We start from the raw sequence: 26,345 nt of genomic DNA on the forward strand, positions 1-26,345 counted from the left end.
CTGCGGACAGCTGCGAAGACCGCAGGCTTCTCGGCGCTTCCTACATCGTCTGCGCGTTCGATCCGGCCACAGACGACCTTCGTCTTTACTGGCGTGGCGCGGACGGTCGTCCCTTCCGCACTTTTAATGCGCTATCCGAATCGGTGCGTAAGGAAGGCCGTGAGCTCGTTTTTGCCATGAACGGTGGCATGTATGAACAAGACTACAGCCCCGTGGGCCTTCATGTTGAGCAAGGCAAGGTCCTTTCGCCGCTCAACACCAAAACGGTTAAGGGTCGGCCCAGCCAGATTCCGAACTTTTTCAAGAAGCCCAATGGTGTCTTTTACTGGGAAGCCGGCCGCGCGAACGTGCTTGAGAGCGGGAAATTTGGTGCGCGTCAGCCGAGAGCGTCCTTTGCCACGCAGTCCGGACCTATGCTGGTTATCAACGGGAAGATCCATCCGGCCTTTATCGAGAAGTCGCGCGATTTCAAACGTCGCAATGGCGTCGGCGTGGCCGAAGATGGGACCGTCTATTTGGTGATGAGTAAGGGACGAGTCAGCTTCTACAGCTTCGCTTGCGCTTTCCGCGATGGTCTTGGGGTGCAGGACGCGCTCTTTCTCGACGGTGGCTGGGCGCCAGGGATCTATGCTCCGGAACTAAGACGGAATGACTGGCCGGGCCATGGCGGCTACGGTCCCATCATTGCGGTGGTGCGGTAGAGCGCTTTTCGACGGCGACCGCAGCTTCGTTCCGCCGCAGAAATGGAATCGTAAACGGCGGATCGTAATACTGCGTGTAGGGACGACCCGAAGCTTGCCATGCGCTTGCCTCAAGCGCTTCGAGTAAGCTCTGCTTTTTCTCTTTTGCTTCGCGCCCAGAGCCGGAATAGCGCAAGGTGGCAATGGTTCTTGCGGGTAAAGCGACTATCTTGACGCGCGTATCGCACGGCTTGGGCGGTCGCGTCTCCTTAGTGTATTTGGCAGGCAGGAAGAAGCGCATTGTCCCGGATTCAGGATTGGACCGGACAGGGACGGTCATCGCGATCCGTTTGGGTTCATCCACGGCGACCGGGACGGTCATGGCAACCTTGTCCGATCCTGTCGCTGTGGCGTTTGCCCCGGAGATATAGTTGAACAGTAGACGGAATGCTTGGTTTCGCGCTTGCTTATCCCCGTGGGGCAAGGCGACTTCGGCCACTATGACGGGCGCGTACTCCCGTATCTCGACCTGATCGCCGATGCGAGCGATAGTCTGATAAGAGGCTTCTTCTGAAAGGCGAAGTCCGAATACACCGGCAACCGACTCAACTATGAGAAACAAGTAATAGGCGATCGTGCTCCACATTCCTGTCTTCGAATAGATTGTGTTTTGCGGGGCGCGCCGCGCTCAGCGGTGCCCTGAAGCCGGTTAGTGGAGTCTTTGAAACGGAAGTCTAGTTGAGTTTTGACTTCAAGCCGTCGATGCCCGCGTCGATCAACTTGTCGGCCGCCTCAGGTGTCAGAGAGCTGGAAATGATGTTCTGGGCAGCTGTCACAGCCGCATCGGCGGCAGCAGCCCGGACATCGCGTAGCGCATCGGCTTCCGCTTGTGCGATCTTATCCTCAGCAACTTTCATGCGCCGTTCAAATTGCTCCTTCATTGCGCGGGAAGTTTCCAGGGCAAACGCTTCGGCTTCTTTGGCGGCAAGCTCGATAATGTCCTGTGTCTCCTGCGCGGCGTTGGACGTCTTCGTCTTGTAGTCGGCAAGAACGGCTTCCGCCTCTTCACGAAGTGCCCGCGCGTCCGCAAGTTCCTTGGCAATAGACGACGCCCGATCATCAAGGGCTGCGGCAACTTTACGGTGGACCCCGTAATAGTAGAGCAGGGCGACAAACAAGACGAAGGAAACCGCGACCCAGAATTTGTCTGTTGCGAAGATTTCCATGGCCTACGCCTTTCGGGCCGATGCGACGGCTTTTTCAACCTCGGCCTTGGAGGGTGCCGCGCCGATTAGCTTCGTCACGATATCAGCCGCGGCTTCCGTAGCGACGGCGCTGATGTCCTTCATCGCCGAGTCTCTCGCCTTATCGATCCGCGCCGCCGCTTCGGCAGACTTCTTGGCCAATTCTTCGTCAAGTTTGGCCCGCTCCGCGTCGGTCTCGGCCTTCAGCTTGGCACGGCCTTCTTCGACGATGCTATGGGCTTTCTGCTTGGCCTCGGCCAAGGCCTGCTCATAAGCTGCAATAGCATCTTCAGTCGCGCGCTTGTTCTTCTCTGCGGCATCGAGATCGGCGGCAATTTTCGCCGCACGCTTGTCAATGACCGCGCCAATGCGCGGGAGCGCTACCCAAGTCATCAGTACATACAGTATGCCGAAGGTAATGAGCAGCCAAATGAGTTGCGGTGCCCAATCGGCCGGATTGAGTTGTGGCATGGGTCGTGTCCTTTAGGATGAACCTAGTGACGGCTCAGACTAGAACACAAATAGAATGATCAATGCCACCACGAGGCCGAACAGGCCCGTCGCCTCGGCAAGAGCGAAGCCGAGAAGCAAGTTCGCGAACTGCCCGGGTGCCGCCGATGGGTTGCGCATGGCACCCTGGAGGTAGTTGCCGAAAATGGTGCCAATGCCGACGCCGGCACCAACAAGCGCGATCGAGGCAAGGCCTGCGCCAATCAGTTTTGCTGCTTCTGCTTCCATAGTTCTGTCTCCTTGAAGGGGTCGATTTGTGTTGGTGGATGCTTAATGCATGTGAAGCGCATCGTTGAGATAGATGCATGTGAGGATGGCGAACACATAGGCTTGCAAGAACGCCACAAGAACTTCGAGGCCGGTGAAGGCCACCATGAAGGCGAGGGCCGCCCAGCCGCCGAGAAAACCAAGCGCCACGACGAACGAGCCGAACACTTTCAGCATTGTATGGCCCGCCATCATGTTCGCGAACAGGCGTACCGAAAGGCTCACAGGGCGCGTGAGGTATGAGATTACTTCGATCACCACCAGCAGCGGCAGCATGACGAATGGCACGCCCGACGGCACAAAAAACTTCAGGAAGCCGATGCCATGCTTCCAGAAGCCGATAATCGTGACGCCGATGAATATGAAAGCAGCGAGCGCAAATGTGACGATGATGTGGCTCGTAACAGTGAAGGAGTATGGGAGCATGCCAAGCATGTTGAGCGCGAGCACGAACATGAACAGGGTGAAGATGAAGGGGAAATACTTCATCCCGTCGGTTCCGACGTTGTCGCGGACCATGTTGGCGACGAACTCGTAGGATAGTTCGGCAACGGATTGCAGCCGCCCCGGGACCAGTGAGCCGGTGCGCATGGCGAGTAGCGTAAGTGCCGTGATCAGCACCGCCGCGATCGTCATGAACAAGGCCGAATTGGTAAACGATGCGTCGAAGCCGAAGAGATCGAGCTCAATCAGACGCTTGATCTCGAACTGGTGCATGGGATCGGGCATGCCGCCACCATGACCATCCCCGTGACCCGCGCTCTCAGCCGCGTAGGCTGCCCCAATCAAGGTCAAAGTCCCTAATCCTTGTCGTTCTCTGCCGCCACATCACGCTCGTCTTGGACGCGCAAGTGGTGTCCAGGCATCGGCTCTTCCTGCATAGCCTTTGCCGTCCGCATCACATTCATAATCCCGCTAGCGGCCCCCAAGACCAAGAAGACCAACAGCAAAATCGGCTTGGTGCCAAACAGCTGGTCTAATGCCCAGCCGATAAGTCCCCCAACCACAACGCCGCCGACCAACTCGACCGACAACTTCAAAGCTTGGCCCATGGCCCTTCCGCGTGCCTGTGCCTCTAATGGCGGTGCACCCAGGCCCCGGGCCTCCGTAAGCTTCCCATCGAGCGTGTCTAGGCGCCGCCTGATACTCTCAGTGTCCTGGTCGCCGTTCTTGGCTCCAGACTGTTTTTTGGCTCCGGCCATTGCACTTGCTCAATTCCGGGAAAGCCTTGAGCGAACCAGCTGGTTCCCAAGCTTCGCGCGCACTTTAGTTAGGGAATCCCGAGTGTCAAGAAAGTCCCACGCGAGACTGTGCTGCTTTGGTGGCGGGTCGGCGAGTTTGTTGTCTCGACCAAAGATGGACAGGGAGATTGGTCAGAAAACCAGCGCAAAAACAGTCGCTTGTCGGCACCCAGTGTGGGAGTCTAGCCCGCTTCACGAAGCTGTTCGGCGGTGTCTAGATCGACAGATACCAGCTGACTCACGCCGCGCTCCTGCATCGTCACACCAAATAGCCGGCTCACACGGGCCATGGTCAGCGGATGGTGAGTGATGATGAGGAATCGAGTCTGGGTTTCTTTCGACATCTCATCCATCAATCGGCAGAACCGGTCCACATTGGCGTCATCCAGCGGGGCATCCACTTCATCCAGTACGCAGATGGGCGAGGGGTTGGTGAGGAAGACCGCGAAAATCAGCGCCAGGGCGGTGAGCGCTTTCTCGCCGCCCGACATGAGCGACAAGGTTTGGGTCTTTTTGCCCGGGGGCTGGGCAAAGATTTCGAGACCGGATTCAAGCGGATCGTCGGAATCGACAAGCCTCAGCTCAGCCGTGCCGCCCCCAAACAGCGTTTGGAAAAGGCGCGAGAAATGGGCATTGACGGTATCGAAGGCCTCCAAGAGGCGCTTCCGCCCCTCGCGGTTTAGACTGGAAATTCCCTGGCGCAGCTGGGCTATTGCTTCTTCGACGTCGCCCTGCTCGCGCTCGATGTCCTCCAGCTGCGCGGCAAGTTCGATCTCTTCCTCTTCAGCCCGAAGGTTCACCCCGCCAAGGCGCTCCCGATCGGCCTTGAGTTTGGCCAAGCGCGGCTCCACCTCATCGAGGGTGGGCAGTCCGGCGCCTTTAGGCTGATTTGCACGTGACAGGCACTGTTCCGGCGCGCAATCGATCTGCTCTCGGATAAGCCGGGAAAGCGACGTGCGGCGCTCGCGCGCGGCTTCGAGACGTGCCTCGCTGCGAGCTTTGTCTTCGCGAGCCGACGACAAGCTCTCTTGGACGGCCCGTACGGCCTTCTCATGTTCCCGCAAGGCAGTTTTAGCTTCCGCCAATTCGTCCGCCGCTTTCGACCGGTCGCTCTCGGCCTCCGCAATCGCGTCCATCAGCTTGGCGCGGCGCTCCTCGATTTCCGCCGGCAGCTTGGCAAGGGTCTCCAGGTCTGTTGTCGTCTCTGACTTTCGGGTGCCCAACGTCTCAATCTGCGTGTTGGCGTTCGCAACCCGCTTGCGCCAGAGGTCCTCTTCGGCGGCAATTGCCCCGATCCGCTCTGTACGGAGCCGAACCTCGTTTTCGAAGCTCTTCAAATTGGCCTCAGCCTGCGCCGCCTCGGAGCGGGCCGTGGCGGCGTCGGTCTGCGCTGTCTCCAGCGCTGCTATCAGCCCTTCGAGCGCGGTCAGTTCCTGGAGCGCACTGGCCACAACATCCGCCTGTTCTTTGGCGTCTTCATGGGCGGCGTTGGTCAGGCTCAAGGCCTCCGATAGGGCACCGAGTTGTTTGCTGTTCGCCTGAATCTCCCGCTCCGCTGTGGCGAGAGCGTTTCGTGTCTGGTCGAGCTCGGCGCGACCCTCTCGGATCTTGAGGCGGAGTTCCTTGGTCTTCTCGCTTGCGGCCTGGCTTGCGTCGGCAGCGGCTCCAAGCGACTGCTCAGCTGCGGCCTGGGTGGCCTCGGCCTCGACCCGCAAGGTTTTGAGCGACTCGAGCCGTGTGCGCTCTTCCAAGCGCGCACCTTGAGCCGTCGTCGCGCCAGCCTGGACGCTGTAGCCGTCCCACCGCCACAAATCTCCCGCCTTGGTTACGAGGCGCTGCCCTGGTTTCAAAACTGACTGAAGCTTGGGCCCTTGCTCTGCGTCCACCAGCCCTATCTGCGCTAGCCGACGCGTCAATGCCCCGGGTCCTGTCACGAAGTTGCCAAGAGGCTCGGCGCCGTCTGGCAGGGCTGGTTCGTCGCCCGTGCCGCCGATCTTGCGCCAATGGGCCGGGGCGCTGTCTTCGGCCGCCGCATCCAAATCATCGCCAAATGCTGCGCCAACCGCATGCTCGTACCCGCTTTCGATCCTGACATCTTCGACGATAGGCGTCCATTCATTCGCCGGCGCCAGCAGCTTCAACAGCGTTGCCAACTCCGTCTCGATCTCTTGGCGAGCAAGCTTGGCATCCGCAAGCGCGGTCCGAGAATGATCCTCGTTGGACCGCGCCTGTTCTTCAGCGGCTTCGGCTTCTGATAGCGCGGCTGCCGCGTCCTCAAGAAGAGCGGATATCCGATCGGCATCTGCGTTTAGTTCGGAAAGCCGCTCTGCGCCGCCACTCGACGCTTCGAGATCTGCGAGCTGTTGCGCCAGGTCCTCGGACTGAGACGAAAACCGTGCGATCTGGCCGGACAGGCGTGTTTGCTCGGTCTCGAGACGGCCCCGTTCAGCCCGGGCTTCGGCAAGCTCGTTGGTTGCGGTTCGTAGCGCCGCTTCCGCCGAAGCTAAGACCGATGCGGCGCTGGCAGCTGCTTCTCGCAATTGTGGTTCAAGGGTGTTGTTCGTGCCCGCCGCCTCAAGGCCTTTTTTCTCTTCAGCCAAGCCCTTCAGGACCTTGTTGGCTTCGGCGATTTGCTCTTCCTCGCGCGTCAAGTCACGCGCGGTTTGTGCAAGTTGTGTCTCTAGCTCGTCTTGCCGGGCTTTTGCACGGGCCTCTTCCCGCTCCAATGCATCGCGGTCAACGCTGAGACGGTGCAGAACCGCCGCACGGCCGGCCTCTTCGTCGCGAAGGGGCTGGAGCTTGTCAGCCGCCTCGGATTGCAGGCGCAGCGCCTCAGACTCGGCCTTGGTCTCCTCGGCTACGGTTGTCAGCGACTGCTGGAAAGCAGCCTCGTCCGTTTCGACCTGTGCGCAGGCGTCTTCCCATTGCAGATGGTAAGAGAGCGCCTCTATCTCTTGAATCTTATCTGAGATGTTGCGGTAGCGTTTTGCCTGGCGTGCCTGACGCTTCGTTGCCTGGAGCTGTGAGGTTAGCTGGCCGATCAAGTCAGCGAGACGCGCCAGATTGTTCTCTGCAGCTCTGAGACGCAATTCGGCCTCGTGGCGCCGGCTGTGAAGACCTGCAATGCCGGCTGCGTCTTCCAGTACACGCCGCCGCTCCAACGGCGTTGCGCTGACGATTTCTCCGATACGGCCTTGTTGCACGAGAGCTGGCGAACGGGCGCCCGTTGCCGCGTCCTCGAAGAGGAGCCGGACATCTCGGGCTCGCACATCCTTGCCGTTGACCCGATAGGCGGAGCCGGCTTCGCGCTCAATGCGTCGGGTAACTTCGAGCACGTCAGCGTCGTTGAATTCGGCTGGTGCCAGGCGCTCGCTATTGTCGATGAAAAGCGTGACTTCGGCGGTGTTGCGGGCCGGCCGGTCTTGCGCGCCAGCAAAAATAACATCGTCCATGGCAGAGCCGCGCATGCTCTTATAGGACGTCTCGCCCATTGCCCAGCGCAAGGCCTCCAGCAAGTTAGACTTGCCGCAGCCATTGGGACCGACAACGCCAGTCAAGCCCCGCTCGATCACGAGCTCGGTGGGCTCAACGAACGATTTGAACCCAAGAAGGCGAAGGCGAGAGATTTGCACCTGCTGACAATCCTTTGTCTTTGGAACCAGGCCGCCCGAATTCGGAGCGGGCTAAACGCTTACATGGTTACAGAACGCGACGAGACCTGAACTTGGCCGGGGACACGGCGATTCGCAACGCCTCAGATTAAGAGGCCTGCGGTTCTATCAAGGCCTTCATCTGCTCGAAGGTCACCTCGCCTTGAAGCTTCTTGCCGTTGATAAAGAACGTTGGCGTTCCCACAACGCCATATTTGCGTCCCCGCTGCTTAACCTCCGTCAATCCATCGATAATGCTTTGATTCGATGAGCATTTGTCAAATTGCGCACGGCTCATTCCACTACTTTTCGCGATTTTGTAGAGCGCGTCAGGACGCATCTCTTGGCTCACCCACTCGCTCTGACGGGCGAGATAGGCCTCGTTTAGCGCCAAGAACTTACCCTGTGGGGCGCATCTTGTGACGATCGCGGCTGCGCCGGCGGTCTGCCCTATCGCGAATTCGCGGATAATGTAGCGCACGCGTCCCGTGTCGACATAGGTCCGCTTGATGCGGGGAAAGACCTTGGCGTGGTAGGCACGGCAATAGGGGCACGTGAGGGATACATACTCGATAATGGTCACAGGGGCATTGCGGTTGCCGTATTCGCGGTCCCCGAGCGGTCCTGGCTCCAAGAGTTGGTCCTCTAGGGACGTCGCCTCAGGCGTCGCGCCGCCAGGTCCGCCACAGGAGCCAAGCACGAGCGGGCTCAGGCTCGCGGCAATGCTGAAGAAGATCGTGGCTAGTCTGCTAAGCCGCAAAGATCATCCCCCATAGGACTTCAATCCAAGCTTATTCAGCGCGATCTCCGCAAAAGTATCGTGCGCCCGTGCCGCCCAAAATGAGGTCGCCACGTCGGCAATGCGCGCTCAGCCGCTGGGTGGCGTCTCAGGTGTCCCTTCGATCGCGGCCTCGAAGACTTCAAAAGCTATGCCATCAAGACGCTTGCCGTTGACGAAGAAGGCCGGCGTCGCGTCGACGCCGTAGTCTTCATGTGCCTTCTTGCGTACGGCCACGATTTTGTCGAACAGCTGCTTGTCTGCAAGGCATGTCTCAAAGCTCTCTTCAGAGAAGCCGGCCTGCTTTGCAATGAGCTTCAGCTTATCCTTGCCGTCGGCACCCGGTACGGCCCAGGTTTCCTGAGTCTCAAAGAGCCCGTCAACCATCGGGTAGAAGCGATCGTTGCCAGCGCAGCGGGCCAGCATGGACGCAGCCACCGCCAGGCCATCGAGGGGAAACTCGCGGAAGATGAAACGAACCTTGCCCGTATCGATGTACTTCTCTTTCAGCCTGGGAAACACCTCGTCGTAGAAGTGTGCGCAATGCGGACATGTCATCGAGGCGTATTCCACAATCACCGTATCCGCGTTCGGATCGCCCAGCGCGATGTCTTCAAGCGGCCCCTCTTCCAAAAGGGCCACCAGCTCTGGATCGGCCTGAGGTGCGTTTGGGTCTTGCGGTGCTTCGGCGTTTAAGACGAACAGCCCCACGGCCAATGCGCCGAGGACGAGTGCGCCGATTGTATAAAGGCCTGTTTTGTTCTTCTTGGCCTCGGTCGAGGCGTCGGTTGATTCCTTATCAGGTTTTGCCACGTCGAATTCTCCGGCTTTTCCTTCTTTTCGCGGATGCCCGCGTCATTCGGCGCCTACAATCGTCGAACAAGGCGGTTCGAGCAAGCGGGTAAAAGTGGCCTCGCTTCAACCCCTTGTGAGCGCAAAACCTAGCCGTCAGGCCATAAGGCTCAGCTCCGACGACCTCGTGGTTTCCGGCGGGCCTCCGCCTCCTGCACAGCCAGCGCACCCAACCGGCCTAGCGCTTGAGCCAGCTTGGCGTCTTGAATGCCCGCGGATTTGGGCAAGGCGTATGCGGGGAGTGGGGGCTTCGGAGCGCGCTTTGGGCGTGCTACGCGGGATATGGGCGCCTGCAGAAAGCGCATCTCCGTGACAGCCCGATAGCCGAAATAGGCGTTAATGCGCTCGAGTATCTGCGCTGCGCGATGTTGTACTTCGATGGCTCGCGGTCCCTCTATGCGAAGGACAAGCGTCGCTCCTTCGGACCTGTAGCCACCTTTATTTGGCGAACCTCCCTCATCATCGTCCCAATCCCGGTGTCGTCGGGGCCAAATGATTCGGTCCGGCATGGTGTCACGGGCTAGCTCGGCACCGGCGATGGCGCGCCAGTCGCTAAGGAGCGCGCTGGTCGCAAAGCCCCGCTCACGCGCCGCTTTGTCCAATGCCCTCTCAACAAAGGCGCCGATCGCCCGCGGGCCGCCTTTGGGCTGTCGCCTCGTGTTGTACACTGCCGCTCCTTTGTTGGCCCCTGAGTCTACACCATAGTGTGGAGGGATTGCGCACGGCATAAGGATTTATGCAAGACGTTCACATGCAAAACACTGGCCCCAGTAGCGGTATCGCGACCATCGCGCCGAAGCTCCTGGCTTGGTACCGGCGCGAGGCGCGCGCTCTGCCATGGCGTGCGCCGCCTGGGAAGCTGCAGGACCCATACAAAGTCTGGCTAAGCGAAGTCATGCTGCAGCAGACGACCGTCAAGACGGTGGCCCCGCGCTTCATCGATTTTTTGCGCCGCTGGCCCAATGTGCACGCGCTCGCCCGAGCGGAGTTGGGCGAAGTCCTCGCCGCGTGGGCTGGCCTTGGCTACTACGCCCGAGCGCGAAATCTGCACGCCTGTGCGCGGGCCGTGTCGGAGTCCCATGGTGGACGATTCCCAGACACGGAGGAGGCTTTGCGCGAGCTGCCCGGGATCGGCGCCTACACTGCGTCGGCCATTGCGGCGATAGCATTCGGCCGGCGTGCCTGGCCCGTGGACGGCAATATCGAACGCGTCGTCGCGCGGCTGTTTGCAATCGAAACGCGATTACCGGCAGCCAAGCCACAAATCAAGTCGCTGGCGGAGAAGCTGACGCCTGCGACCCACGCCGGTGATTATGCGCAAGGAATGATGGATCTCGGCGCAACGGTCTGCACCTCTCGGCGTCCGGCTTGCGGCCTTTGCCCAGTGCGGCTGGATTGCCTTGGCTTTGCAAAAGGTATCGCGGAGCAGTTGCCTTACAAGGCGGCGAAGGCCACGCGGCCGACGCGACGCGGCGCGGCCTTTGTCGCGATTCGTAAGGACGGAGCGGTGCTCCTACGCGAACGGCCACCAAAGGGACTATTGGGTGGCATGCTGGAGACGCCATCCACCCCTTGGTTGGAAGAGCCACAATCGGAGGCCGCAGAAACGTACGCGCCCGTTAAAGGCTCCTGGAAAAAACTTTCTGAGATCGTGACGCACACCTTCACGCATTTCCATCTTGAGCTGGCGGTCTACCGGGCCGAGGTTCAGCCGCGCGCAGCGCTGAGGTCCGTGGCCGAGCCTGCGCGTTGCCGTTGGGTCGCGCAGCAAGATCTCAGGAACGCCGCATTGCCGACGGTGATACGCAAGGTTCTTGGCTCGGCGCTGAACTGCTGAGAATGTGGAGGCTAGGACGCCAGCTTCTGGCGAGCCTCGGCGCGCAACGCGTCGATAGGCTTGAGCGCCCCGTCGGCTTCGTAGTGCCAGAACGTCCAGCCATTGCAGGCCATGGCGCCCTGGACATGCGCCCCGATCTTGTGGATGGAGCCTTGCGCGTCCCCGCAGGCGATCGATCCGTCCGCGCGGACCTTTGCTTCGTGACGCGCAGCGGGATCGTAGAGTGCCGTCCCCGGCGATAAGAGGCCAAGCTCCACGAGCGCGCCGAACGGCACGCGCGTCTCGGCCCGCTTGCCCTTGGCGACCTGCAACGAGGCCGGATCGAGTGTCTTGACGGCTTTGAGCCTTTCGCGCGCTGCCTTGGCGTATGCGCCTTCGCGCTCGATCCCAAGAAAGGCGCGGCTAAGTCGCTTAGCGGCGACGGCGGTCGTGCCGGAGCCCATGAAGGGATCCAGAACCACGTCGCCGGGATGGCTCGCAGCGAGAATCACCCGCTGCAGCAGAGCCTCAGGCTTCTGGGTAGGGTGGGTCTTGCGCCCGTTTTGCTTTAGGCGCTCGGCGCCCGAGCAGATCGGCAGAAGCCAATCCGACCGCATTTGCAGATCCTCGTTTAGCGCCTTCATGGACTCGTAGTTGAAGGTGTAGCGGGCCTTCTGACCCATCGAGGCCCAGATCATCGTCTCATGCGCGTTGGTGAAGCGACGGCCCCGGAAATTGGGCATGGGATTCGTTTTGCGCCAGATGACGTCGTTCAGCACCCAGAAGCCGAGGTCTTGAAGCGCGGTGCCGACGCGAAAAATATTGTGATAGCTGCCAATGACCCAAAGACTGCCATTAGGCTTCAACACACGGCGGCATGCGGTTAGCCAGTCTCGCGTGAAGCGGTCGTAGGATTCGAAGCTGGAGAACTTGTCCCAGTCGTTGTCGACCCCGTCCACACGGCTGTTGTTTGGCCGGTAAAGCTCGTTCGCGAGCTGGAGGTTGTAAGGCGGATCAGCGAAGACAAGATCGATGCTCTTGCTGGGAAACTTCTGAAGCTCCTCCACGCAGTCGCCGACAATGATTTTGTTGCGAGGAAGTTGCCGCTCCCCCGAATCCCCCACACCCATGATACTCACTCGCGTTACGAAATACACACACGCGCTTGCCGTACTGTCTTCGGCAAGACCGGCCTATGCTGGCTGAGCGGAGTAAAGGGGGCCTTAATCCAGGAGAAGTCGGCAGAATCGGCTGACGATAAGGCTGAGCCAACAGGAGAAACGATTGGCAGAAGCAATTGTCATGGTGCACGGCGTCAATTGTGGCGGCTGGTGCTTCGAAACCTTTAAACCGGTGTTTGAGGCGCGTGGGTTTGAGTGCTTCGCGCCAGATCTTGTTGGGCATGGCGCCGACAAGGCGAACGGTATCGAAAAACTTACCGGCGTCGGTATCGCGGACTATCTCGCCCAGATGCGCGATCTTATTGCACAGCTTCCAAGGAAACCGGTCTTACTCGGGCATTCCATGGGCGCGGTTATTGCCCAGCAGCTAGCAGCGGAGGGTCTTGCCGAGAAGCTTGTTTTGGTGAGCCCGGCGCCTCGCGCCGGAATCTTGCCGCCTTCGAGCCCCGAGAAGCAACTTGGGCAAGACTTGATGTCGCTCGGACCTTTCTGGACGCGGGCCTTCGAACCGAATTTTGAGATCGCCTGCGACATCAGTCTCAATCGTCTCTCGCCTGAAAGACAGCGCAAGGTGTTTGAATCCTTCGGGCCGGAATCGGGCCAGGCGCTGTTCGAGCTGTTCTTCTGGATGTTCGATCAGACCCGGGCGACCGTCGTTGATACGCAGGCGACACGTTGCCCCGTGCTCACACTATCTGGATCTGGCCGTGACGATCGCGTCGTCTCAGTTGAGGCTGCGAAGGCAACGGCGGACGCTTATCCGGGCAGCCCATTTTGGGTTCTGGAGGACCATGCTCACATGGTGGTCGTTGAGGATGGCGCGGACAAGATCGCCATACGCATCGCGGACTGGCTGGGCTAGCCTTCGACCTCCGCGATTGCGCCGCGCGCAGCCAGGATGCGTCGGATAGGCGCGAAGGAACGGCGATGATGTGGGCAAAGGCCATGTCGCTCTATGCCGTTGGCATGTTCTGCTGTGCCGTAGCCCTTGTTTGTCTCCCAGCCATAGCCGCGATAGCGCTTGGCGAGTTTCATCATGATCCTGTCGCGGGTCACCTTCGCGACGATTGAGGCGGCCGCAATGGACAGCGACTTTGCGTCGCCGCCAATGACAGCACGGGCCGTACCCGGAAAACGTCTGGGGACGGCATTTCCGTCGATCAACGCCGTCGCCTGAGAAACCTCGAGCGTCCGGAACGCGGCACGCATGCCCCAAAGGGTCGCTTGTAAAATATTGTCGCGATCAATACGCTGCACTTGGCCGATAACGACTGAGACGCGCGCTGTTGCGGCTATCTCCTCGAAGCGATCCTCGCGCGCTTGCGGCGTCAGCTTCTTTGAGTCGTTTAGCCCCTCGGGAATACGGTTGGAGTCCAGCACGACAGCGGCCACAACGACCGGCCCAGCCCACGGTCCGCGGCCGGCCTCGTCAATGCCTGCCACGGGCAAGCCATGCAGAGCCATCATCTCTGTCTCGAGATCGAAGTTAGGGAGACCGGGATGCGCCCGCGCCGACGATTCCATATCGAAACTGTCGGACGAAGCCATGGGCTTGCGCAACAGGGCAACGCAGCAATGCCCTCCGCCACTGTGGAAAAGCCCTTACAGCAGGCTGAGTTGCTGTCCCGGTAGTGTCGGTGGCGTGAAGAGATCGGTTCGCAACTTCTGCGGCTTGTCGAGTCCCAGTCGTTCAGCAGCCATCTGAAACCGTCGGCCGATCATCCATGCATACGGCCCGTCACCTTCCATACGGCCCTGCCACTGCGCGTCATACAGCTTTCCGCCGCGGGTTTGGCGCATCAGCGACAGCACGCGGTCTGCGCGGTCTGGGCAATTGGCTCCTAGCCATTCCACAAAGAGATCGCCTATCTCCAGCGGAAGGCGAAGCAGGATGTACCCTGCCTCGCAGGCGCCCGCCGCTGAGGCCCGCTCCAAGATACGTTCTATCTCTGCGTCCGTAAGACCTGGCACAACGGGAGCGATCATCACAGACGTCGGAACGCCGGCATCTGCGAGCGCTTCAACAGCTTCTAGCCGCTTATCAGGCGTGCTGGCGCGCGGCTCCATGGCACGGGCAAGCTTGCGGTCCAACGTTGTGACGGAAAGAGCAACCTTGACCAAGCCGCGTTCGGCCATGGATTGCAGAATGTCGAGGTCGCGCAAAACGAGGGCCGATTTGGTGACAATGCCAACCGGGTGGTTCGTTTCGCTTAGAACCTCCAAAACGTGCCGCATAATGCGATACCGCCGCTCGACCGGCTGATAGGGGTCGGTGTTCGAGCCGATCGCGATCATGCGGGGCTCGTACCCCGGTGCTGCCAGCTCGCGTTCGAGTGCTTGCGCTGCGTTGGTCTTAGCAAAGAGCTTTGTCTCGAAGTCGATACCCGGTGACATGCCGAGAAAGGCATGCGTCGGGCGCGCAAAACAGTAAACACACCCATGCTCGCAGCCACGATAGGGGTTGATTGACCGGTCAAACCCAATGTCCGGGGATTCATTCTTGGTGATGACGCGGCGGGCCGGGACTTCCTGGACTTCCGTTTGCAGCGCATCGAGATCGCCTAAGGACTCCCACCCGTCATCCACGGGCCCGTAAGTTCTTGGCTCAAAGCGGCCTGAACGATTGCTTTGTGCGCCGCGTCCATGGCGGCGGCCGTAAGCTATGCCGCCAAGCTCATGGGGTAGGCTCTCTTCACGGGTTGGTTTTCGAATTGCGACACTCATGCCCGCAATATAGGTCCGAGGCTGGAACAAATCAAGAACATGTGGCATCTAGTGCTGGATTGGGTCGCATGTGATGATTGCTGAGGCCTCGGCAGCAGCTATAGTCCGGCCCATGATTTCGGTCGTTATCCCCACGCTCAATGCCCAACGAGATTTAGTCCCGACATTGTCGGCGCTTGTGCCGGCCGTCGTCGATGGCATCGTTCAGGAGGCGATCATCTCGGACGGGGGATCGACGGACGACACTTATGTCATCGCCGATGCGGCAGGCACGCATGTTGTGCGAGCGCCACGTGGCCGGGGACCGCAGCTGGAGGCGGGCGCCGCTGCTGCAAAAGGGGATTGGCTCCTGTTCTTGCACGCCGACACGGTGCTTGAACCGGGCTGGATTAACGAAGTCACCAGCTTGATAGAGCGGATCGAGACGGGACGCCGCAAGCCAACGGCCGCCTATTTTCGCTTCGCCCTTAACGATAACGGCTTTATGCCTCGGCTCATAGAAATGATGGTCGCTGTTCGATGCGCGCTGTTCTCGCTGCCCTATGGGGACCAGGGTCTTTTGATTTCCCGCAGACACTATCAGAGGCTTGGCGGATTTCGTCCGTTGCCACTGATGGAAGACGTTGACCTCGTGCGCCGGATTAAGCGCCGCGAACTCTGCGGGCTGAAAACGGCCGCGGTCACGAGCGCCAAGCGCTATCAGGACGACGGCTATCTATTGCGTAGCTTCCGCAATTTCGGGCTCATGCTTCTTTATCTCTTGCGCGTTCCGCCCCGCGTGCTCGCACGTCTCTATGGCTAGCAGGCGGCGGAGCGTGGCTTCGGCCTTCGCGGCACGTCTGATCGTCATGGCCAAAGAGCCGAGGGCAGGCGCCGTTAAGCGGCGGCTAGCAAACGGCATTGGCGCCGCCGCAGCCGCGCGATTCTACAGGACTACTTTGCGCCACACGCTGATGCGCTTGGGCGCAGATCTGCGCTGGCAGACCTACCTCGCAGTGGCACCTGATGCGTCTGTGACTGCTGCTTGTTGGCCGTCATGGCCTCGTATTCCGTGCCTGCCTCAGGGTGAGGGCGATCTTGGCCAACGCATGCAGCGCCTGTTCGACCTTGTCCCACCCGGGCCCTCGATCATTGTCGGCAGCGATATCCCTGCAATCACCGCCGGACATATCGCCGAAGCGTTTAAATGCCTTGGGCAAGCCGACGCCGTCTTCGGTCCTGCGGAGGATGGCGGTTATTGGCTGGTCGGCCTCCGAAGTTGTCCAAGGCGGCTCGCCCCGTTCAACGGTGTACCCTGGTCTTCGGACCGCGCGCTTGCCGTTACGCGACAGAACTTGAGCGGACGAAAGACAAGGCTAGCAACTCGCCTTCGCGATGTCGACACCGCAGAGGACTTCAAAACTCAGCGACGCTTCGCCGAGCGCCTTGTCTTACCACGCTAGCGGCTCCTTGAGGGGGCATGCACTCACATCGTCATCGTGAGGTGCGGGTGCAGGGAGCCTCGAAGGACAACGGGAGGCCTATCCAATGGCAACCTTCGAGAGGCGCCTGAAGGCTTCCATTTCAGAGTAAATTGGGGACGGAGAGGCTTGGCTATCTCTTCTTCTTCTTCTTCTTCTTCTTGCTCTTTTTCTCCTCCGCGAACCGAGGCAAGAGTTCGACAAAAGAGCAGGGGCGGTGCCGGGCATCGAGCTGAAACTTCAGAATGCCGTTCCACGCGTCTTTGCAGGCGCCAGGTGATCCGGGTACGGAGAAAATGAGCGTTGTCTTGGCGAGGCCACCGCAAGCGCGGGATTGCACCGTAGACGTTCCGACTGTCTGATAGCTCAGCATGTGGAACAGCGTGGCGAACCCGTCGATCTCTTTGTCGAATAGGGGCCGCAGCGCTTCGGGCGTTACGTCGCGTCCTGTGAAACCCGTTCCACCCGTCGTTATGACGACATCAACGCCATCGTCTTTAACCCAAGCCTTTACCGTATTGCGGATGGACTTCGCATTATCAGGCGAGACCATCCGGTCGGCGACAACGTGACCGGCTTCTTCGATCATCTGCACGAGGAGGGGGCCGGACTTGTCCGTCTTTGCCGTGCGCGTGTCGGAGACTGTCAGCACGGCGAGGCGCAAGGGAACGAAAGCGCGGTCGTAATCAATACGGGCGGACATTGTAACTTTCCTCCAGCCTTGTCGCAGAGCGGCTTCAGTGGCTGATCAGCTTTCTTGGGGCGCGCTCAGTCGTTCCTTGAGCATGAGCAAATCACGCCAGGCATAGCGCTTCGCCTCTGGCGAGCGAAGCAGGTAAGCGGGATGTAACGTCGCAAGTGCCGGGATGTCTCGGTCTTTCGATCGATATGGTTTCCACTTGCCGCGAAGGCGCATGATGCCCTCGGTTGTTTCGAGCATGGACTTCGCGGCGGCGCCACCAAGCAGAACAAGCACCTCTGGGTTGAGCAACTCAATCTGCCGCGTCAGAAAGGGGGCGCAAGATGCAATTTCTTGGGTTGTTGGGGTGCGATTGCCCGGCGGTCGCCAGTAGATCGTGTTGGTGATGTAAACAGACGTCTCGTCCAGGTCGATCGCGGACAGCATTTTGTCTAGGAGCTTGCCGGCCCGTCCCACGAACGGCTTGCCTTGAAGATCCTCATCGCGACCTGGCGCTTCTCCGATGAGCATGACTTTCGCCTCCGTGCTTCCGCGCGCGAAACACGTGGACTTGGCGGTGCGCTTAAGCGGGCAACCGTCGAATGCGGCTGCGGCTTCTGCCAGTTCGGCTAGCGTCGTGATCTCGTCGAGCTTCGGTTCGGGCGCAGTCGTCGACAACGGAGCTGTGGCCTTCCGTTCCGCTTTGGGTGGAGTCTTAGGCGTTGCCTGAGTCTGCGGTGTTGCCTGAGCCTGCGCCTTGGGCTTGGCCTCGGAGTTCGCCGGAGGCGCCGGTGTCGTAGGTTCGGCAAAACGGTCAATCGGGACCTCGCCGATAGCCTCGTCCACGCCCATCGCGGCATACCAAGCCAGCAGGCCTAAGTGTTGTTTTACGTCGCTTTCTCTCATTTGCGTGGCCAGGGCCGATCCGATATTTGTCAGTTCAAGACAACAACCATGACTTTAGCACCAAATATGCCACGGATGCGGCAATAGCTGGGGGCGGCCGGGTGCGCGAAAAAAACAGAAAGGGCTGAGATGAGCGATCAGGTCGAACGGGACGTGATGGAGTTCGATGTGGTGATCGTGGGTGGGGGTCCGGCTGGCCTGTCCGCTGCGATCCGGCTCAAGCAACTCGCTGCAAAAAAGGACAAGGAGCTGTCTGTCGTTGTCTTGGAAAAAGGGTCCGAGGTCGGCGCCCACATACTTTCGGGCGCCGTTATCGATCCCATCGGGCTCGACACGCTCGTTCCCGATTGGCGCGAGCAAGGCGCGCCGCTTACCGATGCCGTCACGAAAGATATGTTTTACTACCTCGCTGAAGCGGGAGAAGTCCGCCTGCCGAACCTCTTCATGCCACCGCTGATGAACAATCACGGATGCTACGCCGGAAGCCTCAGCAATCTGACGAAGTGGCTCGGGGAGCAGGCGGAGGCGATCGGGGTCGAGGTTTATCCTGGAATCGCGGTGGCTGATGTCATCATCGGCAAGGATGGTGCGGTTGAGGGCGTCATCACAGGTGATCTCGGCGTCGCGAAGGATGGCAGCCACAAAGATAGCTACACGCCGGGCATGGCGCTCATGGGCAAGTACACGTTCTTTGCTGAAGGCGCGCGTGGCTCGGTCACCAAGCAGCTCATCAAGAAGTACGGTCTGGATGAAGATAGCGGCACGCAAAAGTTCGGGATCGGCCTGAAGGAACTTTGGGAAATCCCGGCGGGGAATCATCAGCCGGGGTTGGTGCAACATACGATGGGCTGGCCGCTCGACAACAAGACGGGCGGAGGGTCGTTCGTTTACCACTTCGGCGACAACCTGGTCTCGGTGGGCTTCGTCGTGCACCTCGACTACGCCAACCCTTATCTCCACCCGTTCAAGGAGTTTCAGCGATCCAAGACCCACCCCGTCATTGCGCGTCATCTTGAGGGGGGCAAACGCCTCGCCTACGGCGCGCGGGCGCTGACCGAGGGTGGCTACCAGGCCGTTCCGCAGCTTGCCTTTCCCGGCGGCGTGCTTGTCGGCTGCGCGGCTGGTTTCGTAAATGTGCCGCGCATTAAGGGGTCTCACAACGCGATGCTGTCAGGCATCATGGCTGCCGAAGCTGCCTTCGGCGCACTGGAGGCCGGACGGGCGCGCGACACGCTTCTCGAGTACATCCAAGCCTACGATGCGAGCTCGGTAGCCAAGGAGTTGAAGAAGGTCCGCAATGTTAAGCCGCTGTGGTCTCGTTTCGGCACGCGACTGGGCGTCACGCTCGGGGGCTTCGACATGTGGATCAATACGATCTTGCCCTTCCTCGGGTACACGCTGAAGCACAAGAAAGCTGATTATGCGAGCCTACGTGCTGCGGCGAAGTCGAAGCCAATCGAGTACCCAAAACCAGACAACGTGCTCACATTCGATATTCTCTCGTCGGTGTTCCTCTCGAACACTAACCATGACGAGGATGAGCCCGTGCATCTAACGCTCGCGGACCCGACTGTGCCGATCGAGGAAAACTTGCCGCACTACGACGAGCCGGCCCAGCGCTACTGCCCCGCGAATGTTTACGAGGTCGTTGAAGAAGCGGGCTCAGTTCGCTTCCAAATCAACGCGCAGAATTGCGTGCACTGTAAGACTTGCGACATTAAGGACCCGGCCCAGAACATCACCTGGGTCGTGCCTGAGGGAGGCGACGGCCCTAACTACGCCAATATGTAGTTTTCTTGCTCCCCAAACATTACGGATTGCTCATGTGCTCCAGGCGAGGGGCCACAAACGCGCCGCCTTTGAACCCAAATATAGTTTTCATGACAGGTCAAAGCGCTTAGCCTGTTAGGGTGCGATGGACAAACAAGCTTGGGGCGGCGGAAGCCGGGCCGAAAATATGACGAATCCCAACAGTGGGGCTTTGCGGAAGTGGGCATGGCGATCGGTTATCCTGGCCGCTCTTTTGGCGGCACCGACGGCCTATTCGGAGGTAGTGGCGAGAGAACCGGGGGGGTGGAGCGGTCGAACGCTTCTCGGCAACTACCTTGCTGGCCGCGTCGCCCGTCAGAATGAAGACACTGAAGCCGCGGCCGAGTTTTACACCCAAGCGCTCAGAGCCGATCCGACGAATAAGGCAATTCTCGAACAGGCGTTTTTGCTGGCGGCCCGTTCAGGACATTGGGAGCGCGCAAGCCAACTTGCCGCGGATCTTGTCAAGGCCGAGCCCTCACATCGATTCGCTCGGTTTCTATTGGCGATCAACGCGTTCAACCAGGGCGAATTCGACAGAGCGGAGGGGCATCTCAACGATGCACGGCAGGGCCCAACCGTAGATCCAACCTCTACGCTCGCGCGCGCCTGGGTTCAGGAGGCTCGAGGTGAGCACTCAAATGCTTTCGAGACGCTCGACATCCTGGGCACTGCCGACTGGGCCAAATTCTATCTGGACTACCATCGAGCGCTCATTGCCGACGTCGCTGGGCGGCACCAGCTCGCCAGTAAATCTTTTGAGTCTGCCTTCAAGCGGAACCAGCGAATGGTCCGACTCGCAGAAGCCTACGCACGCCACGCCGCGCGCGGGAACCGCGCTGAGCTTGCGGTCGCATCGCTCAAACTGCATATGGCGAAGGCGAATCCACATCCCATTACAGAAACCCTTCTTGAAGAAATCGAGCAGGGTAAGCGGCCAAATCTTATAGTCAGAAACCCTTCGGATGGGCTCGCCGAGGTGTTCTATGGCATCGGTAGTGTTGCTGTGGGCGAGGGCAACCTGGGAGCCGGCTCTCTCTATCTAAAGTACGCCTTGCTCCTTCGGCCAGATTTCCCGTCGGCCCACGTTGTGCTCGCCGGAGCCTATTCCGAGGCGAAGAAGCACGAAGCCGAAATCGCTGCTTTCGAGAAGGTCCCGGAATCCTCGCCATTGTGGCTTACGGTTCAACTTCAGAAAGCTCGCGCCCTCGCCACGCTAGATCGTATCGACGATGCAAAGGATCTGCTTGAGGGGATTATCGCGGACAACCCCAAGGACATCCGCCCGCTCGACGCTCTTGGGAACATACTCAGATACAAAGAGCGGTATCAAGAAGCTCGCGAGTATTACACCCGCGCGATCGACCTGGTCGATGAACCAACGGAGCAGGATTGGCCGCTGTACTATTCGCGCGGCATCACCAACGAGCGTCTGAAGAATTGGCCCGCGGCCGAGGTCGATTTTAAAGAAGCCCTCAAGTTGAATCCGGAGGAGCCTGCCGTATTGAATTACCTCGGATACTCATGGGTCGATCAAGGGATCAATCTTAATCAGGGAATGGAATACATCCGCAAGGCTGTAAGATTGAGGCCCGACGATGGATTCATCGTCGATAGTCTCGGCTGGGCGCACTATCGCTTGGGGAACCTGCCGCAAGCGGTCCAACAGTTGGAACGGGCTGTCGGGTTGCAGCCCGAGGACCCCACCATCAACGATCACCTCGGTGATGCTTATTGGCGCGTGGGGCGCAAGCTCGAAGCGAATTATCAGTGGCGCTACTCCCTCTCGCTGGAGCCAGAGGACGAAGACCTGCGGAAGTCGCTAGAGAAGAAGATCACATCTGGCTTGGATGAGCCTACAGCGACGATGTCCGCATCTGAGATGGTCGAGGCTAAGCAAAACACCTCGCAATAGTCGTCGTTTGGCGATACTCGTGTCGCCAAATGCGTATTCGGGAAATCGCTTGGGCTAAGCTCAATCTCACGCTCGAGGTGCTGGGCCGTCGCGATGATGGCTTCCATGAGCTCAGGAGCCTCGTCGCCTTCGCCGGCGTGGGCGACTCGCTTGAGTTTCTCCCATACGATCCCGATGTGCCGTCCGGTGCATCGGAGCTCGCAGAAGCGTCGAACAGCTCTGATGCGTTTGCGCTCGACATAGAGGGGCCTTTTGCCAAGGGCTTGTCGGGTGAGAATCTTATTTTGATCGCGGCGCGAGCGGCAAAAGACCGATTTCCTCAACTTAACTCCGGCACGTTTCGGCTTGTGAAGACACTCCCCGTTGCGGCAGGGCTTGGAGGCGGATCGGCGGACGCCGCAGCGGCGCTGCGACTGCTCGTCCAAGCAAAGGACGACGCGGTCTCTTTAAGCGATGTTGCGGTCCTGGCGCCTGAGCTGGGCTCTGATGTGGCAGTCTGTTTACACGGCAAGCCTGCGATGATGTCAGGTCGTGGCGAGCGCATCGAAGCGGTGAAAGGCTTTCCGCAGTGCGGGGTCCTGCTTGCCAATCCCGGCGTGAAACTCAGCACCGCGGAGGTCTACAGTGGGCTCCGGGCTGAACGTTTCGAGGGCCAAGAGGAGCCGGTGCCACGGCTCGATTTCGAAGGAAGCTTCGAGAGGCTCATCGACTACGCATCAAGGCGTTCAAACGATCTCGAGCCTGCAGCGCTTAGGCTTGCACCTGAGGTTCAGGCGGTACTCTCAACACTTGGTAGCCTGGCCCGCGTTCGGCTCGTTCGTCTTTCGGGGTCGGGTGCGACCTGTCTCGCAGTTTTTCCTTCGCCGCGCGAGGCGCTACGGGCCGCAATCCTTCTCGCCGAGCGAGAACCAGACTGGTGGGTCACCGCTGGGATGCTTGGAGGTCCTCACGCAGCGCCGTGATCGTTTACACAGGGGGTCAGTAAGGCCGGCTCACGGAGAACTCGATTGCGCCAAGCAATGCTGACTTCACGTCGCCATCAGGGAAAATCGCGAGCGCATCGCGTGCGATCGCGCCGTAGTGGCGCGCACGCTCCATGGTGTCGGCCAACGCATTATGCTTGGCAATGAGGTCGATTGCTTTTCGCAAATCGTCTTCGCCGATGTCGCCTTGCTTGAGTGTCCGTTCCCAGAACAGGCGCTCTTCGTTATTGCCGCGACGATAGCTAAGTACGACCGGTAGCGTGATCTTCCCATCCCGAAAATCGTCACCGACGCTCTTACCGAGCTCCGACTGCTCGCCGGAATAGTCGAGCGCATCATCAACAAGCTGGAACGCGACACCAAGATTGCGCCCGAACGAACGCAATGCTGCAGCTTCAGATTTAGGCCGCTCTGAAATCACGGCGCCCACCTCGGCGGCAGCCGCGAATAGCGCCGCCGTCTTTGCGTCGATGACCGCGAGATAGTCATCCTCCGTTGTGTCAGTGTTATTGGCCGTTACGAGCTGCATGACCTCTCCCTCGGCGATAATCGCCGCTGCATCCGAAAGGATGCGCAAGGCGCCCAGGGAGCCGACCTCAACCATCATTTTGAAGGACTGGCCGAGCAGATAATCGCCAACGAGAACGCTGGCTTCATTGCCCCACAGGAGCCGCGCGGTGGTCTTACCCCGCCGGAGGTTGCTCTCATCGACGACGTCGTCGTGGAGCAGCGTTGCCGTATGCATGAATTCGACAGCAGTCGCGAGCCATTGGTGCCCATCGCCCTGATAGTCGCATAACTTCGCCGAGGCGATCGTCAACATGGGACGCAGGCGCTTCCCCCCAGAATCGATTAGATGCCGCGCAAGCTCGGGGATTAAGTCGACATTCGAGCGGGCTTTATCCAAGATGAATTGGTTGACTCGGTCCATGTCCTCCTCGACAAGCGCGAAGAGCGGGGCAAGGCTCGCGCCGGGTTCGCGCGGGTCCGTAAGCTTGACGACAATGCCCACAGTCCAGTCTCCTCTGGTGGAGGGTCTCGTTTCCCTCGGTGCCGAGCGCTTATAGCACTGTCGGCGGGTCGAAATGAAGAATAAGGCTGCGGTGGCATTCGTGGAGCGGTTGTGGCGATGAAAGAATTGATACGGTCGACCGACCCAGTGCTCATTTCATTTGTGAGCGCGCTTCTGAAAGAAGCAGGCATCGTGTTTACAGTGCTGGACACCAATATGAGCGTTATGGAGGGGTCGATCGGCGTTCTTCCTCAGCGCATCCTGGTGGACGGAGAGTCGGTGAGTAGGGCACGTGCGATGCTCACCGAGGCAGGCGTTGGCAGTGATCTCGAGCGCGACGATCGGTCCTAGGGGCTCCGGCGAGCCGAATACGACCACAGACGCCTTTCTCGGCGGACGGATCGAACTGGTTCAGCAAAAAACGGGGCACCGGGGCGGCAGCGATGCCGTTTTTCTTGCCGCCGCGGTACCGGCGCGGCACGGAGAGCGGGTGCTCGATGCAGGGACAGGCGCGGGCACAGCCGGTCTATGCCTTATGGCGCGCGTTCCCGGTATCCACGTTACCGGCGTTGAGATCGACAACGCTCAATGCGCGCTGGCTCGGACGAATGCGGAACGGAATGGCTTCGGCGACCGTTTTCGTGTGATTGAGGCTGATGTCACCGAGTCTGGCCAGGTTTTGGGCGAGATGGGGCTTGTCCGTGAGACGTACGACCACGCTATTGCAAACCCACCTTTTTTCGGAGAAGGAGCGGTGCGCGTAACCGCCGACACATCGCGTGCGAATGCGCATGTCATGCCTGAGGGAGAGCTGGATCACTGGGTTCGCTTTTTGACCAGTATGGGCAGACCACGTGCGCTGCTGACCCTGATCCATCGGGCTGAGTTTGTCGGCCTGCTCCTGGATGTCTTGAAGGACCGCTTCGGTGCGCTGACGATCTACCCGCTTTTCCCTAGGCAGGGGCTCCCCGCGTCTCGCGTCATCGTCCAGGGACGCAAGAATAGCCGTGCGAGCCTTCGGCTTTTGCCGGGGCTGGTGCTGCATGAAGAAGACGGCGCCTATACCGGCGAGGCCGAGGCGGTCTTGCGTAATGGAGAGCCATTGCCACTAGGGCGTCCCGACCCATCGAGGCGCTCTTGATGGGTGGGGCGGGGCAATCGCATCGGGGAGAGGGCGCGGCCCCTCAGGGGTCTGAGCTTTCCGAGGAAGCTCAGGCCTGAAGAACACAGCTAGACGCAGACCCTTACGTCCTTCCAAACCCATTTGCGGTAGGGATTTCCGCGGCGGTCCCAGACCCGGATTGGGACTTTGCGCGGCGCAAAGTGGCAGTAGGGGCGGCCGCGATAGTCGATCCAACCAGGGCCATACTGGTATTTTTTCCGGCCGCCATAGTGCCCCCGATTGCGGCGATAGCGGCCAGCATAGGGACTGGGCCGGTAGTTGTGCTCATAGCCTCCATAACGGCCGCGGTCATGGCCCTTACCACCGTAGCCACCGGCGGAGCCTGCATGAGCCGTTGTTGAACCAACGGCCACCATCATGGCCGCGACAAGAAGAGTTGATTTCAGCATCGTCGTCGCCTCGTTTCGGGCAGCCATCACGCCGCCGTATGTCCTCGGTCTTAGGCATAAGACTAGCGGCGCGGGACTGAACTGGGACTGAGGATCGCGTTCATTGGTCGTTCAGCCTCAAAAAAGAAAAGCCGGTATCAGGTTGAGATACCGGCCTTGGGTCGGACTGCGATGCGGTCGGGGAGCGCTAGCGATAATACCAGCCGCCCGAGGTGTGCGTTCGCCAATATGGGAAATATGCGTACGGGTATCTGCCGCAGCCATATCGGGAGCGGCAGCGCCGTGGCTTGTAGTAAGCGGCGCGCGGCCGAACGTAGCGGCCCGGAGCGACGAAGCGCCGGCCACAAGATCCGCGGCTGTAATAACCGTCGCGCCAGACCTTGCGGCACCAGCTCGCATCGGCGGGTTGTGACACAAACGAGACGCCAAGCAATGCCACGGCTGCCGCTAGGCTCGCTAGGATGGCAAATTTTTTCACCGAGCTGTCCCCCTCGTAACGCCTGCAGTCTTCGGCTGGCCGTTCAACACGGTACGACGTTACACCGACTATACAACACGCGAACACCCTCGGCCCATGTCTGTTTGCAGGATCTGTCTAACGAAAGACTTCGGGCACAGGCCAGGCGGACACTGCCCCGGTCTGGCCTTTATTGGTCACGATCTAATGGGCTTTGATCCCGAAGGCCCCCGCGATACGGTACAGCAATGAGCGATAATGGTTTCTTGGATACGCTGAAATCTTTAATTCCCGAGCGTTGGACGAAGTCCCACCCGCTCGTGCCCGTCCTGCGCCTTAGCGGACCTATCGGGATAAGCTCTCCTTTCCGGCAAGAACTGTCCCTGCCGACCGTTGCTGCTGCGATTGACAAAGCCTTTGGCATGCGTGGCGCCAAAGCGATTGCAATTCAAATCAACTCGCCGGGCGGGGCGGCAGTCCAATCGACGCTTATTCATAAGCGTATTCGTGCACTCGCCGAGGAGAAGGACCTCAAGGTCTATACCTTCTGCGAAGATGTCGCGGCCTCTGGCGGCTACATGCTGTCGCTTGCCGGCGATGAGATTTATG

28 protein-coding genes are annotated in these 26,345 nt (G+C 59.8%); 11 read left to right on the top strand and 17 right to left on the bottom strand.

The features are described 5' to 3' along the window. On the top strand, window positions 1-701 hold a 701-nt coding region (locus AC33YF_RS07415), incomplete at its 5' end, for a phosphodiester glycosidase family protein (protein ID WP_491776562.1). Here the strand turns inward: AC33YF_RS07415 and AC33YF_RS07420 are convergent. The 10 genes from AC33YF_RS07420 to AC33YF_RS07465 all read right to left on the bottom strand — a co-directional run bounded on the left by AC33YF_RS07420 (window position 682) and on the right by AC33YF_RS07465 (window position 9,890). Beyond that, complete coding sequence (locus AC33YF_RS07420) at window positions 682-1,326, bottom strand: SOUL family heme-binding protein (RefSeq protein ID WP_491776563.1); 645 nt, start codon at window positions 1,324-1,326, stop codon at window positions 682-684. The genes AC33YF_RS07415 and AC33YF_RS07420 overlap by 20 nt on opposite strands. Before the next feature lie 88 nt (window positions 1,327-1,414). Then, window positions 1,415-1,906, bottom strand: a complete 492-nt coding sequence (locus AC33YF_RS07425; RefSeq protein ID WP_491776564.1) for a F0F1 ATP synthase subunit B family protein — start codon at window positions 1,904-1,906, stop codon at window positions 1,415-1,417. 3 nt (window positions 1,907-1,909) lie between these two features. Further along, complete coding sequence (locus AC33YF_RS07430) at window positions 1,910-2,395, bottom strand: F0F1 ATP synthase subunit B family protein (protein ID WP_491776565.1); 486 nt, start codon at window positions 2,393-2,395, stop codon at window positions 1,910-1,912. A 39-nt stretch (window positions 2,396-2,434) separates the two neighbouring features. Further along, a complete protein-coding gene (locus AC33YF_RS07435; protein ID WP_491776566.1) occupies window positions 2,435-2,662 on the bottom strand; it encodes a F0F1 ATP synthase subunit C in 228 nt (75 codons plus the stop codon). Window positions 2,663-2,704: 42 nt separating this feature from the next. Beyond that, window positions 2,705-3,430, bottom strand: coding sequence for a F0F1 ATP synthase subunit A (locus tag AC33YF_RS07440; RefSeq protein WP_491776588.1), 726 nt, complete (start codon window positions 3,428-3,430; stop codon window positions 2,705-2,707). A gap of 71 nt (window positions 3,431-3,501) precedes the next feature. Further along, complete coding sequence (locus tag AC33YF_RS07445; RefSeq protein ID WP_491776567.1) at window positions 3,502-3,903, bottom strand: AtpZ/AtpI family protein; 402 nt, start codon at window positions 3,901-3,903, stop codon at window positions 3,502-3,504. A gap of 221 nt (window positions 3,904-4,124) precedes the next feature. Beyond that, window positions 4,125-7,574 (bottom strand): chromosome segregation SMC family protein, encoded by a 3,450-nt coding sequence (locus tag AC33YF_RS07450; RefSeq protein ID WP_491776568.1) that lies wholly within the window; start codon window positions 7,572-7,574, stop codon window positions 4,125-4,127. A gap of 127 nt (window positions 7,575-7,701) precedes the next feature. Further along, complete coding sequence (locus tag AC33YF_RS07455) at window positions 7,702-8,352, bottom strand: DsbA family protein (RefSeq protein WP_491776569.1); 651 nt, start codon at window positions 8,350-8,352, stop codon at window positions 7,702-7,704. Window positions 8,353-8,460: 108 nt separating this feature from the next. Next, complete coding sequence (locus AC33YF_RS07460; protein WP_491776570.1) at window positions 8,461-9,183, bottom strand: DsbA family protein; 723 nt, start codon at window positions 9,181-9,183, stop codon at window positions 8,461-8,463. Between the two features lie 149 nt (window positions 9,184-9,332). After that, on the bottom strand, window positions 9,333-9,890 hold the full coding sequence (locus tag AC33YF_RS07465; protein WP_491776571.1) for a DUF721 domain-containing protein: 558 nt from the start codon (window positions 9,888-9,890) through the stop codon (window positions 9,333-9,335). An 83-nt stretch (window positions 9,891-9,973) separates the two neighbouring features. On the opposite strand from AC33YF_RS07465, the gene mutY reads away from it, so the two are divergent. Beyond that, window positions 9,974-11,059 carry an A/G-specific adenine glycosylase gene (gene mutY, locus AC33YF_RS07470; protein ID WP_491776572.1) on the top strand — a complete coding sequence of 362 codons (1,086 nt, stop codon included), beginning with the start codon at window positions 9,974-9,976 and terminating at the stop codon, window positions 11,057-11,059. 11 nt (window positions 11,060-11,070) lie between these two features. Here the strand turns inward: mutY and AC33YF_RS07475 are convergent, their stop codons facing one another. Then, entirely contained in the window at window positions 11,071-12,168 is a 1,098-nt protein-coding gene (locus AC33YF_RS07475; RefSeq protein ID WP_491776589.1) for a site-specific DNA-methyltransferase, read from the bottom strand. 154 nt (window positions 12,169-12,322) lie between these two features. Here AC33YF_RS07475 and AC33YF_RS07480 point away from each other — a divergent pair, with 154 nt between their 5' ends. After that, complete coding sequence (locus AC33YF_RS07480) at window positions 12,323-13,081, top strand: alpha/beta hydrolase (RefSeq protein WP_491776573.1); 759 nt, start codon at window positions 12,323-12,325, stop codon at window positions 13,079-13,081. Here the strand turns inward: AC33YF_RS07480 and rnhB are convergent. Continuing rightward, complete coding sequence (gene rnhB, locus AC33YF_RS07485; RefSeq protein ID WP_491776574.1) at window positions 13,078-13,767, bottom strand: ribonuclease HII; 690 nt, start codon at window positions 13,765-13,767, stop codon at window positions 13,078-13,080. The genes AC33YF_RS07480 and rnhB overlap by 4 nt on opposite strands. Window positions 13,768-13,821: 54 nt before the next feature. Next, window positions 13,822-14,991, bottom strand: coding sequence for a PA0069 family radical SAM protein (locus AC33YF_RS07490; RefSeq protein ID WP_491776575.1), 1,170 nt, complete (start codon window positions 14,989-14,991; stop codon window positions 13,822-13,824). Window positions 14,992-15,055: 64 nt separating this feature from the next. Between AC33YF_RS07490 and AC33YF_RS07495 the strand changes: the two genes are divergently transcribed. Further along, a complete protein-coding gene (locus AC33YF_RS07495; protein WP_491776576.1) occupies window positions 15,056-15,745 on the top strand; it encodes a TIGR04283 family arsenosugar biosynthesis glycosyltransferase in 690 nt (229 codons plus the stop codon). A 13-nt stretch (window positions 15,746-15,758) separates the two neighbouring features. After that, on the top strand, window positions 15,759-16,385 hold the full coding sequence (locus tag AC33YF_RS07500; RefSeq protein ID WP_491776577.1) for a TIGR04282 family arsenosugar biosynthesis glycosyltransferase: 627 nt from the start codon (window positions 15,759-15,761) through the stop codon (window positions 16,383-16,385). 151 nt (window positions 16,386-16,536) lie between these two features. On the opposite strand, the gene moaB is transcribed toward AC33YF_RS07500, so the two are convergent. Continuing rightward, on the bottom strand, window positions 16,537-17,106 hold the full coding sequence (gene moaB, locus AC33YF_RS07505; RefSeq protein ID WP_491776578.1) for a molybdenum cofactor biosynthesis protein B: 570 nt from the start codon (window positions 17,104-17,106) through the stop codon (window positions 16,537-16,539). A 45-nt stretch (window positions 17,107-17,151) separates the two neighbouring features. After that, a complete protein-coding gene (locus AC33YF_RS07510) occupies window positions 17,152-17,988 on the bottom strand; it encodes a uracil-DNA glycosylase (RefSeq protein WP_491776579.1) in 837 nt (278 codons plus the stop codon). Between the two features lie 129 nt (window positions 17,989-18,117). Between AC33YF_RS07510 and AC33YF_RS07515 the strand changes: the two genes are divergently transcribed. The 3 genes from AC33YF_RS07515 (at window position 18,118) to AC33YF_RS07525 (ending at window position 22,674) form a co-directional block, all read left to right on the top strand. Then, on the top strand, window positions 18,118-19,779 hold the full coding sequence (locus AC33YF_RS07515; RefSeq protein WP_491776580.1) for an electron transfer flavoprotein-ubiquinone oxidoreductase: 1,662 nt from the start codon (window positions 18,118-18,120) through the stop codon (window positions 19,777-19,779). 166 nt (window positions 19,780-19,945) lie between these two features. Then, complete coding sequence (locus tag AC33YF_RS07520; RefSeq protein ID WP_491776581.1) at window positions 19,946-21,712, top strand: tetratricopeptide repeat protein; 1,767 nt, start codon at window positions 19,946-19,948, stop codon at window positions 21,710-21,712. 29 nt (window positions 21,713-21,741) lie between these two features. Continuing rightward, entirely contained in the window at window positions 21,742-22,674 is a 933-nt protein-coding gene (locus AC33YF_RS07525; RefSeq protein WP_491776582.1) for a 4-(cytidine 5'-diphospho)-2-C-methyl-D-erythritol kinase, read from the top strand. A 16-nt stretch (window positions 22,675-22,690) separates the two neighbouring features. On the opposite strand, the gene AC33YF_RS07530 is transcribed toward AC33YF_RS07525, so the two are convergent. Then, on the bottom strand, window positions 22,691-23,707 hold the full coding sequence (locus AC33YF_RS07530; protein ID WP_491776583.1) for a polyprenyl synthetase family protein: 1,017 nt from the start codon (window positions 23,705-23,707) through the stop codon (window positions 22,691-22,693). Between the two features lie 117 nt (window positions 23,708-23,824). Here AC33YF_RS07530 and AC33YF_RS07535 point away from each other — a divergent pair, with 117 nt between their 5' ends. Both AC33YF_RS07535 and AC33YF_RS07540 read left to right on the top strand, forming a co-directional pair. Continuing rightward, the gene (locus AC33YF_RS07535; protein WP_491776584.1) at window positions 23,825-24,058 is read left to right on the top strand and encodes a putative signal transducing protein; all 234 of its coding nucleotides are present in this window, start codon (window positions 23,825-23,827) and stop codon (window positions 24,056-24,058) included. Next, window positions 24,030-24,848 (top strand): tRNA1(Val) (adenine(37)-N6)-methyltransferase, encoded by an 819-nt coding sequence (locus AC33YF_RS07540; protein WP_491776585.1) that lies wholly within the window; start codon window positions 24,030-24,032, stop codon window positions 24,846-24,848. Before AC33YF_RS07535 ends, AC33YF_RS07540 begins: the two co-directional genes overlap by 29 nt. 89 nt (window positions 24,849-24,937) lie before the next feature. On the opposite strand, the gene AC33YF_RS07545 is transcribed toward AC33YF_RS07540, so the two are convergent. After that, window positions 24,938-25,306 (bottom strand): hypothetical protein, encoded by a 369-nt coding sequence (locus tag AC33YF_RS07545; RefSeq protein WP_491776586.1) that lies wholly within the window; start codon window positions 25,304-25,306, stop codon window positions 24,938-24,940. A 678-nt stretch (window positions 25,307-25,984) separates the two neighbouring features. Between AC33YF_RS07545 and AC33YF_RS07550 the strand changes: the two genes are divergently transcribed. Then, a partial coding sequence (locus AC33YF_RS07550; RefSeq protein ID WP_491776587.1) for a S49 family peptidase occupies window positions 25,985-26,345 on the top strand: 361 nt, incomplete at its 3' end.

The sequence above is a fragment of the Methyloceanibacter sp. genome (genome assembly GCF_058506495.1).

Coding starts and splice junctions, on each gene's coding strand:
- AC33YF_RS07420 (WP_491776563.1), bottom strand. CDS start 1,326: ATGTGGAGCACGATCGCCTATTACTTGTTTCTCATAGTTGAGTCGGTT.
- AC33YF_RS07425 (WP_491776564.1), bottom strand. CDS start 1,906: ATGGAAATCTTCGCAACAGACAAATTCTGGGTCGCGGTTTCCTTCGTC.
- AC33YF_RS07430 (WP_491776565.1), bottom strand. CDS start 2,395: ATGCCACAACTCAATCCGGCCGATTGGGCACCGCAACTCATTTGGCTG.
- AC33YF_RS07435 (WP_491776566.1), bottom strand. CDS start 2,662: ATGGAAGCAGAAGCAGCAAAACTGATTGGCGCAGGCCTTGCCTCGATC.
- AC33YF_RS07440 (WP_491776588.1), bottom strand. CDS start 3,430: ATGCCCGATCCCATGCACCAGTTCGAGATCAAGCGTCTGATTGAGCTC.
- AC33YF_RS07445 (WP_491776567.1), bottom strand. CDS start 3,903: ATGGCCGGAGCCAAAAAACAGTCTGGAGCCAAGAACGGCGACCAGGAC.
- mutY (WP_491776572.1), top strand. CDS start 9,974: ATGCAAAACACTGGCCCCAGTAGCGGTATCGCGACCATCGCGCCGAAG.
- AC33YF_RS07475 (WP_491776589.1), bottom strand. CDS start 12,168: ATGGGTGTGGGGGATTCGGGGGAGCGGCAACTTCCTCGCAACAAAATC.
- rnhB (WP_491776574.1), bottom strand. CDS start 13,767: ATGGCTTCGTCCGACAGTTTCGATATGGAATCGTCGGCGCGGGCGCAT.
- AC33YF_RS07490 (WP_491776575.1), bottom strand. CDS start 14,991: ATGCCACATGTTCTTGATTTGTTCCAGCCTCGGACCTATATTGCGGGC.
- AC33YF_RS07495 (WP_491776576.1), top strand. CDS start 15,056: ATGATTTCGGTCGTTATCCCCACGCTCAATGCCCAACGAGATTTAGTC.
- moaB (WP_491776578.1), bottom strand. CDS start 17,106: ATGTCCGCCCGTATTGATTACGACCGCGCTTTCGTTCCCTTGCGCCTC.
- AC33YF_RS07510 (WP_491776579.1), bottom strand. CDS start 17,988: ATGAGAGAAAGCGACGTAAAACAACACTTAGGCCTGCTGGCTTGGTAT.
- AC33YF_RS07515 (WP_491776580.1), top strand. CDS start 18,118: ATGAGCGATCAGGTCGAACGGGACGTGATGGAGTTCGATGTGGTGATC.
- AC33YF_RS07520 (WP_491776581.1), top strand. CDS start 19,946: ATGACGAATCCCAACAGTGGGGCTTTGCGGAAGTGGGCATGGCGATCG.
- AC33YF_RS07525 (WP_491776582.1), top strand. CDS start 21,742: ATGCGTATTCGGGAAATCGCTTGGGCTAAGCTCAATCTCACGCTCGAG.
- AC33YF_RS07535 (WP_491776584.1), top strand. CDS start 23,825: ATGAAAGAATTGATACGGTCGACCGACCCAGTGCTCATTTCATTTGTG.
- AC33YF_RS07545 (WP_491776586.1), bottom strand. CDS start 25,306: ATGGCTGCCCGAAACGAGGCGACGACGATGCTGAAATCAACTCTTCTT.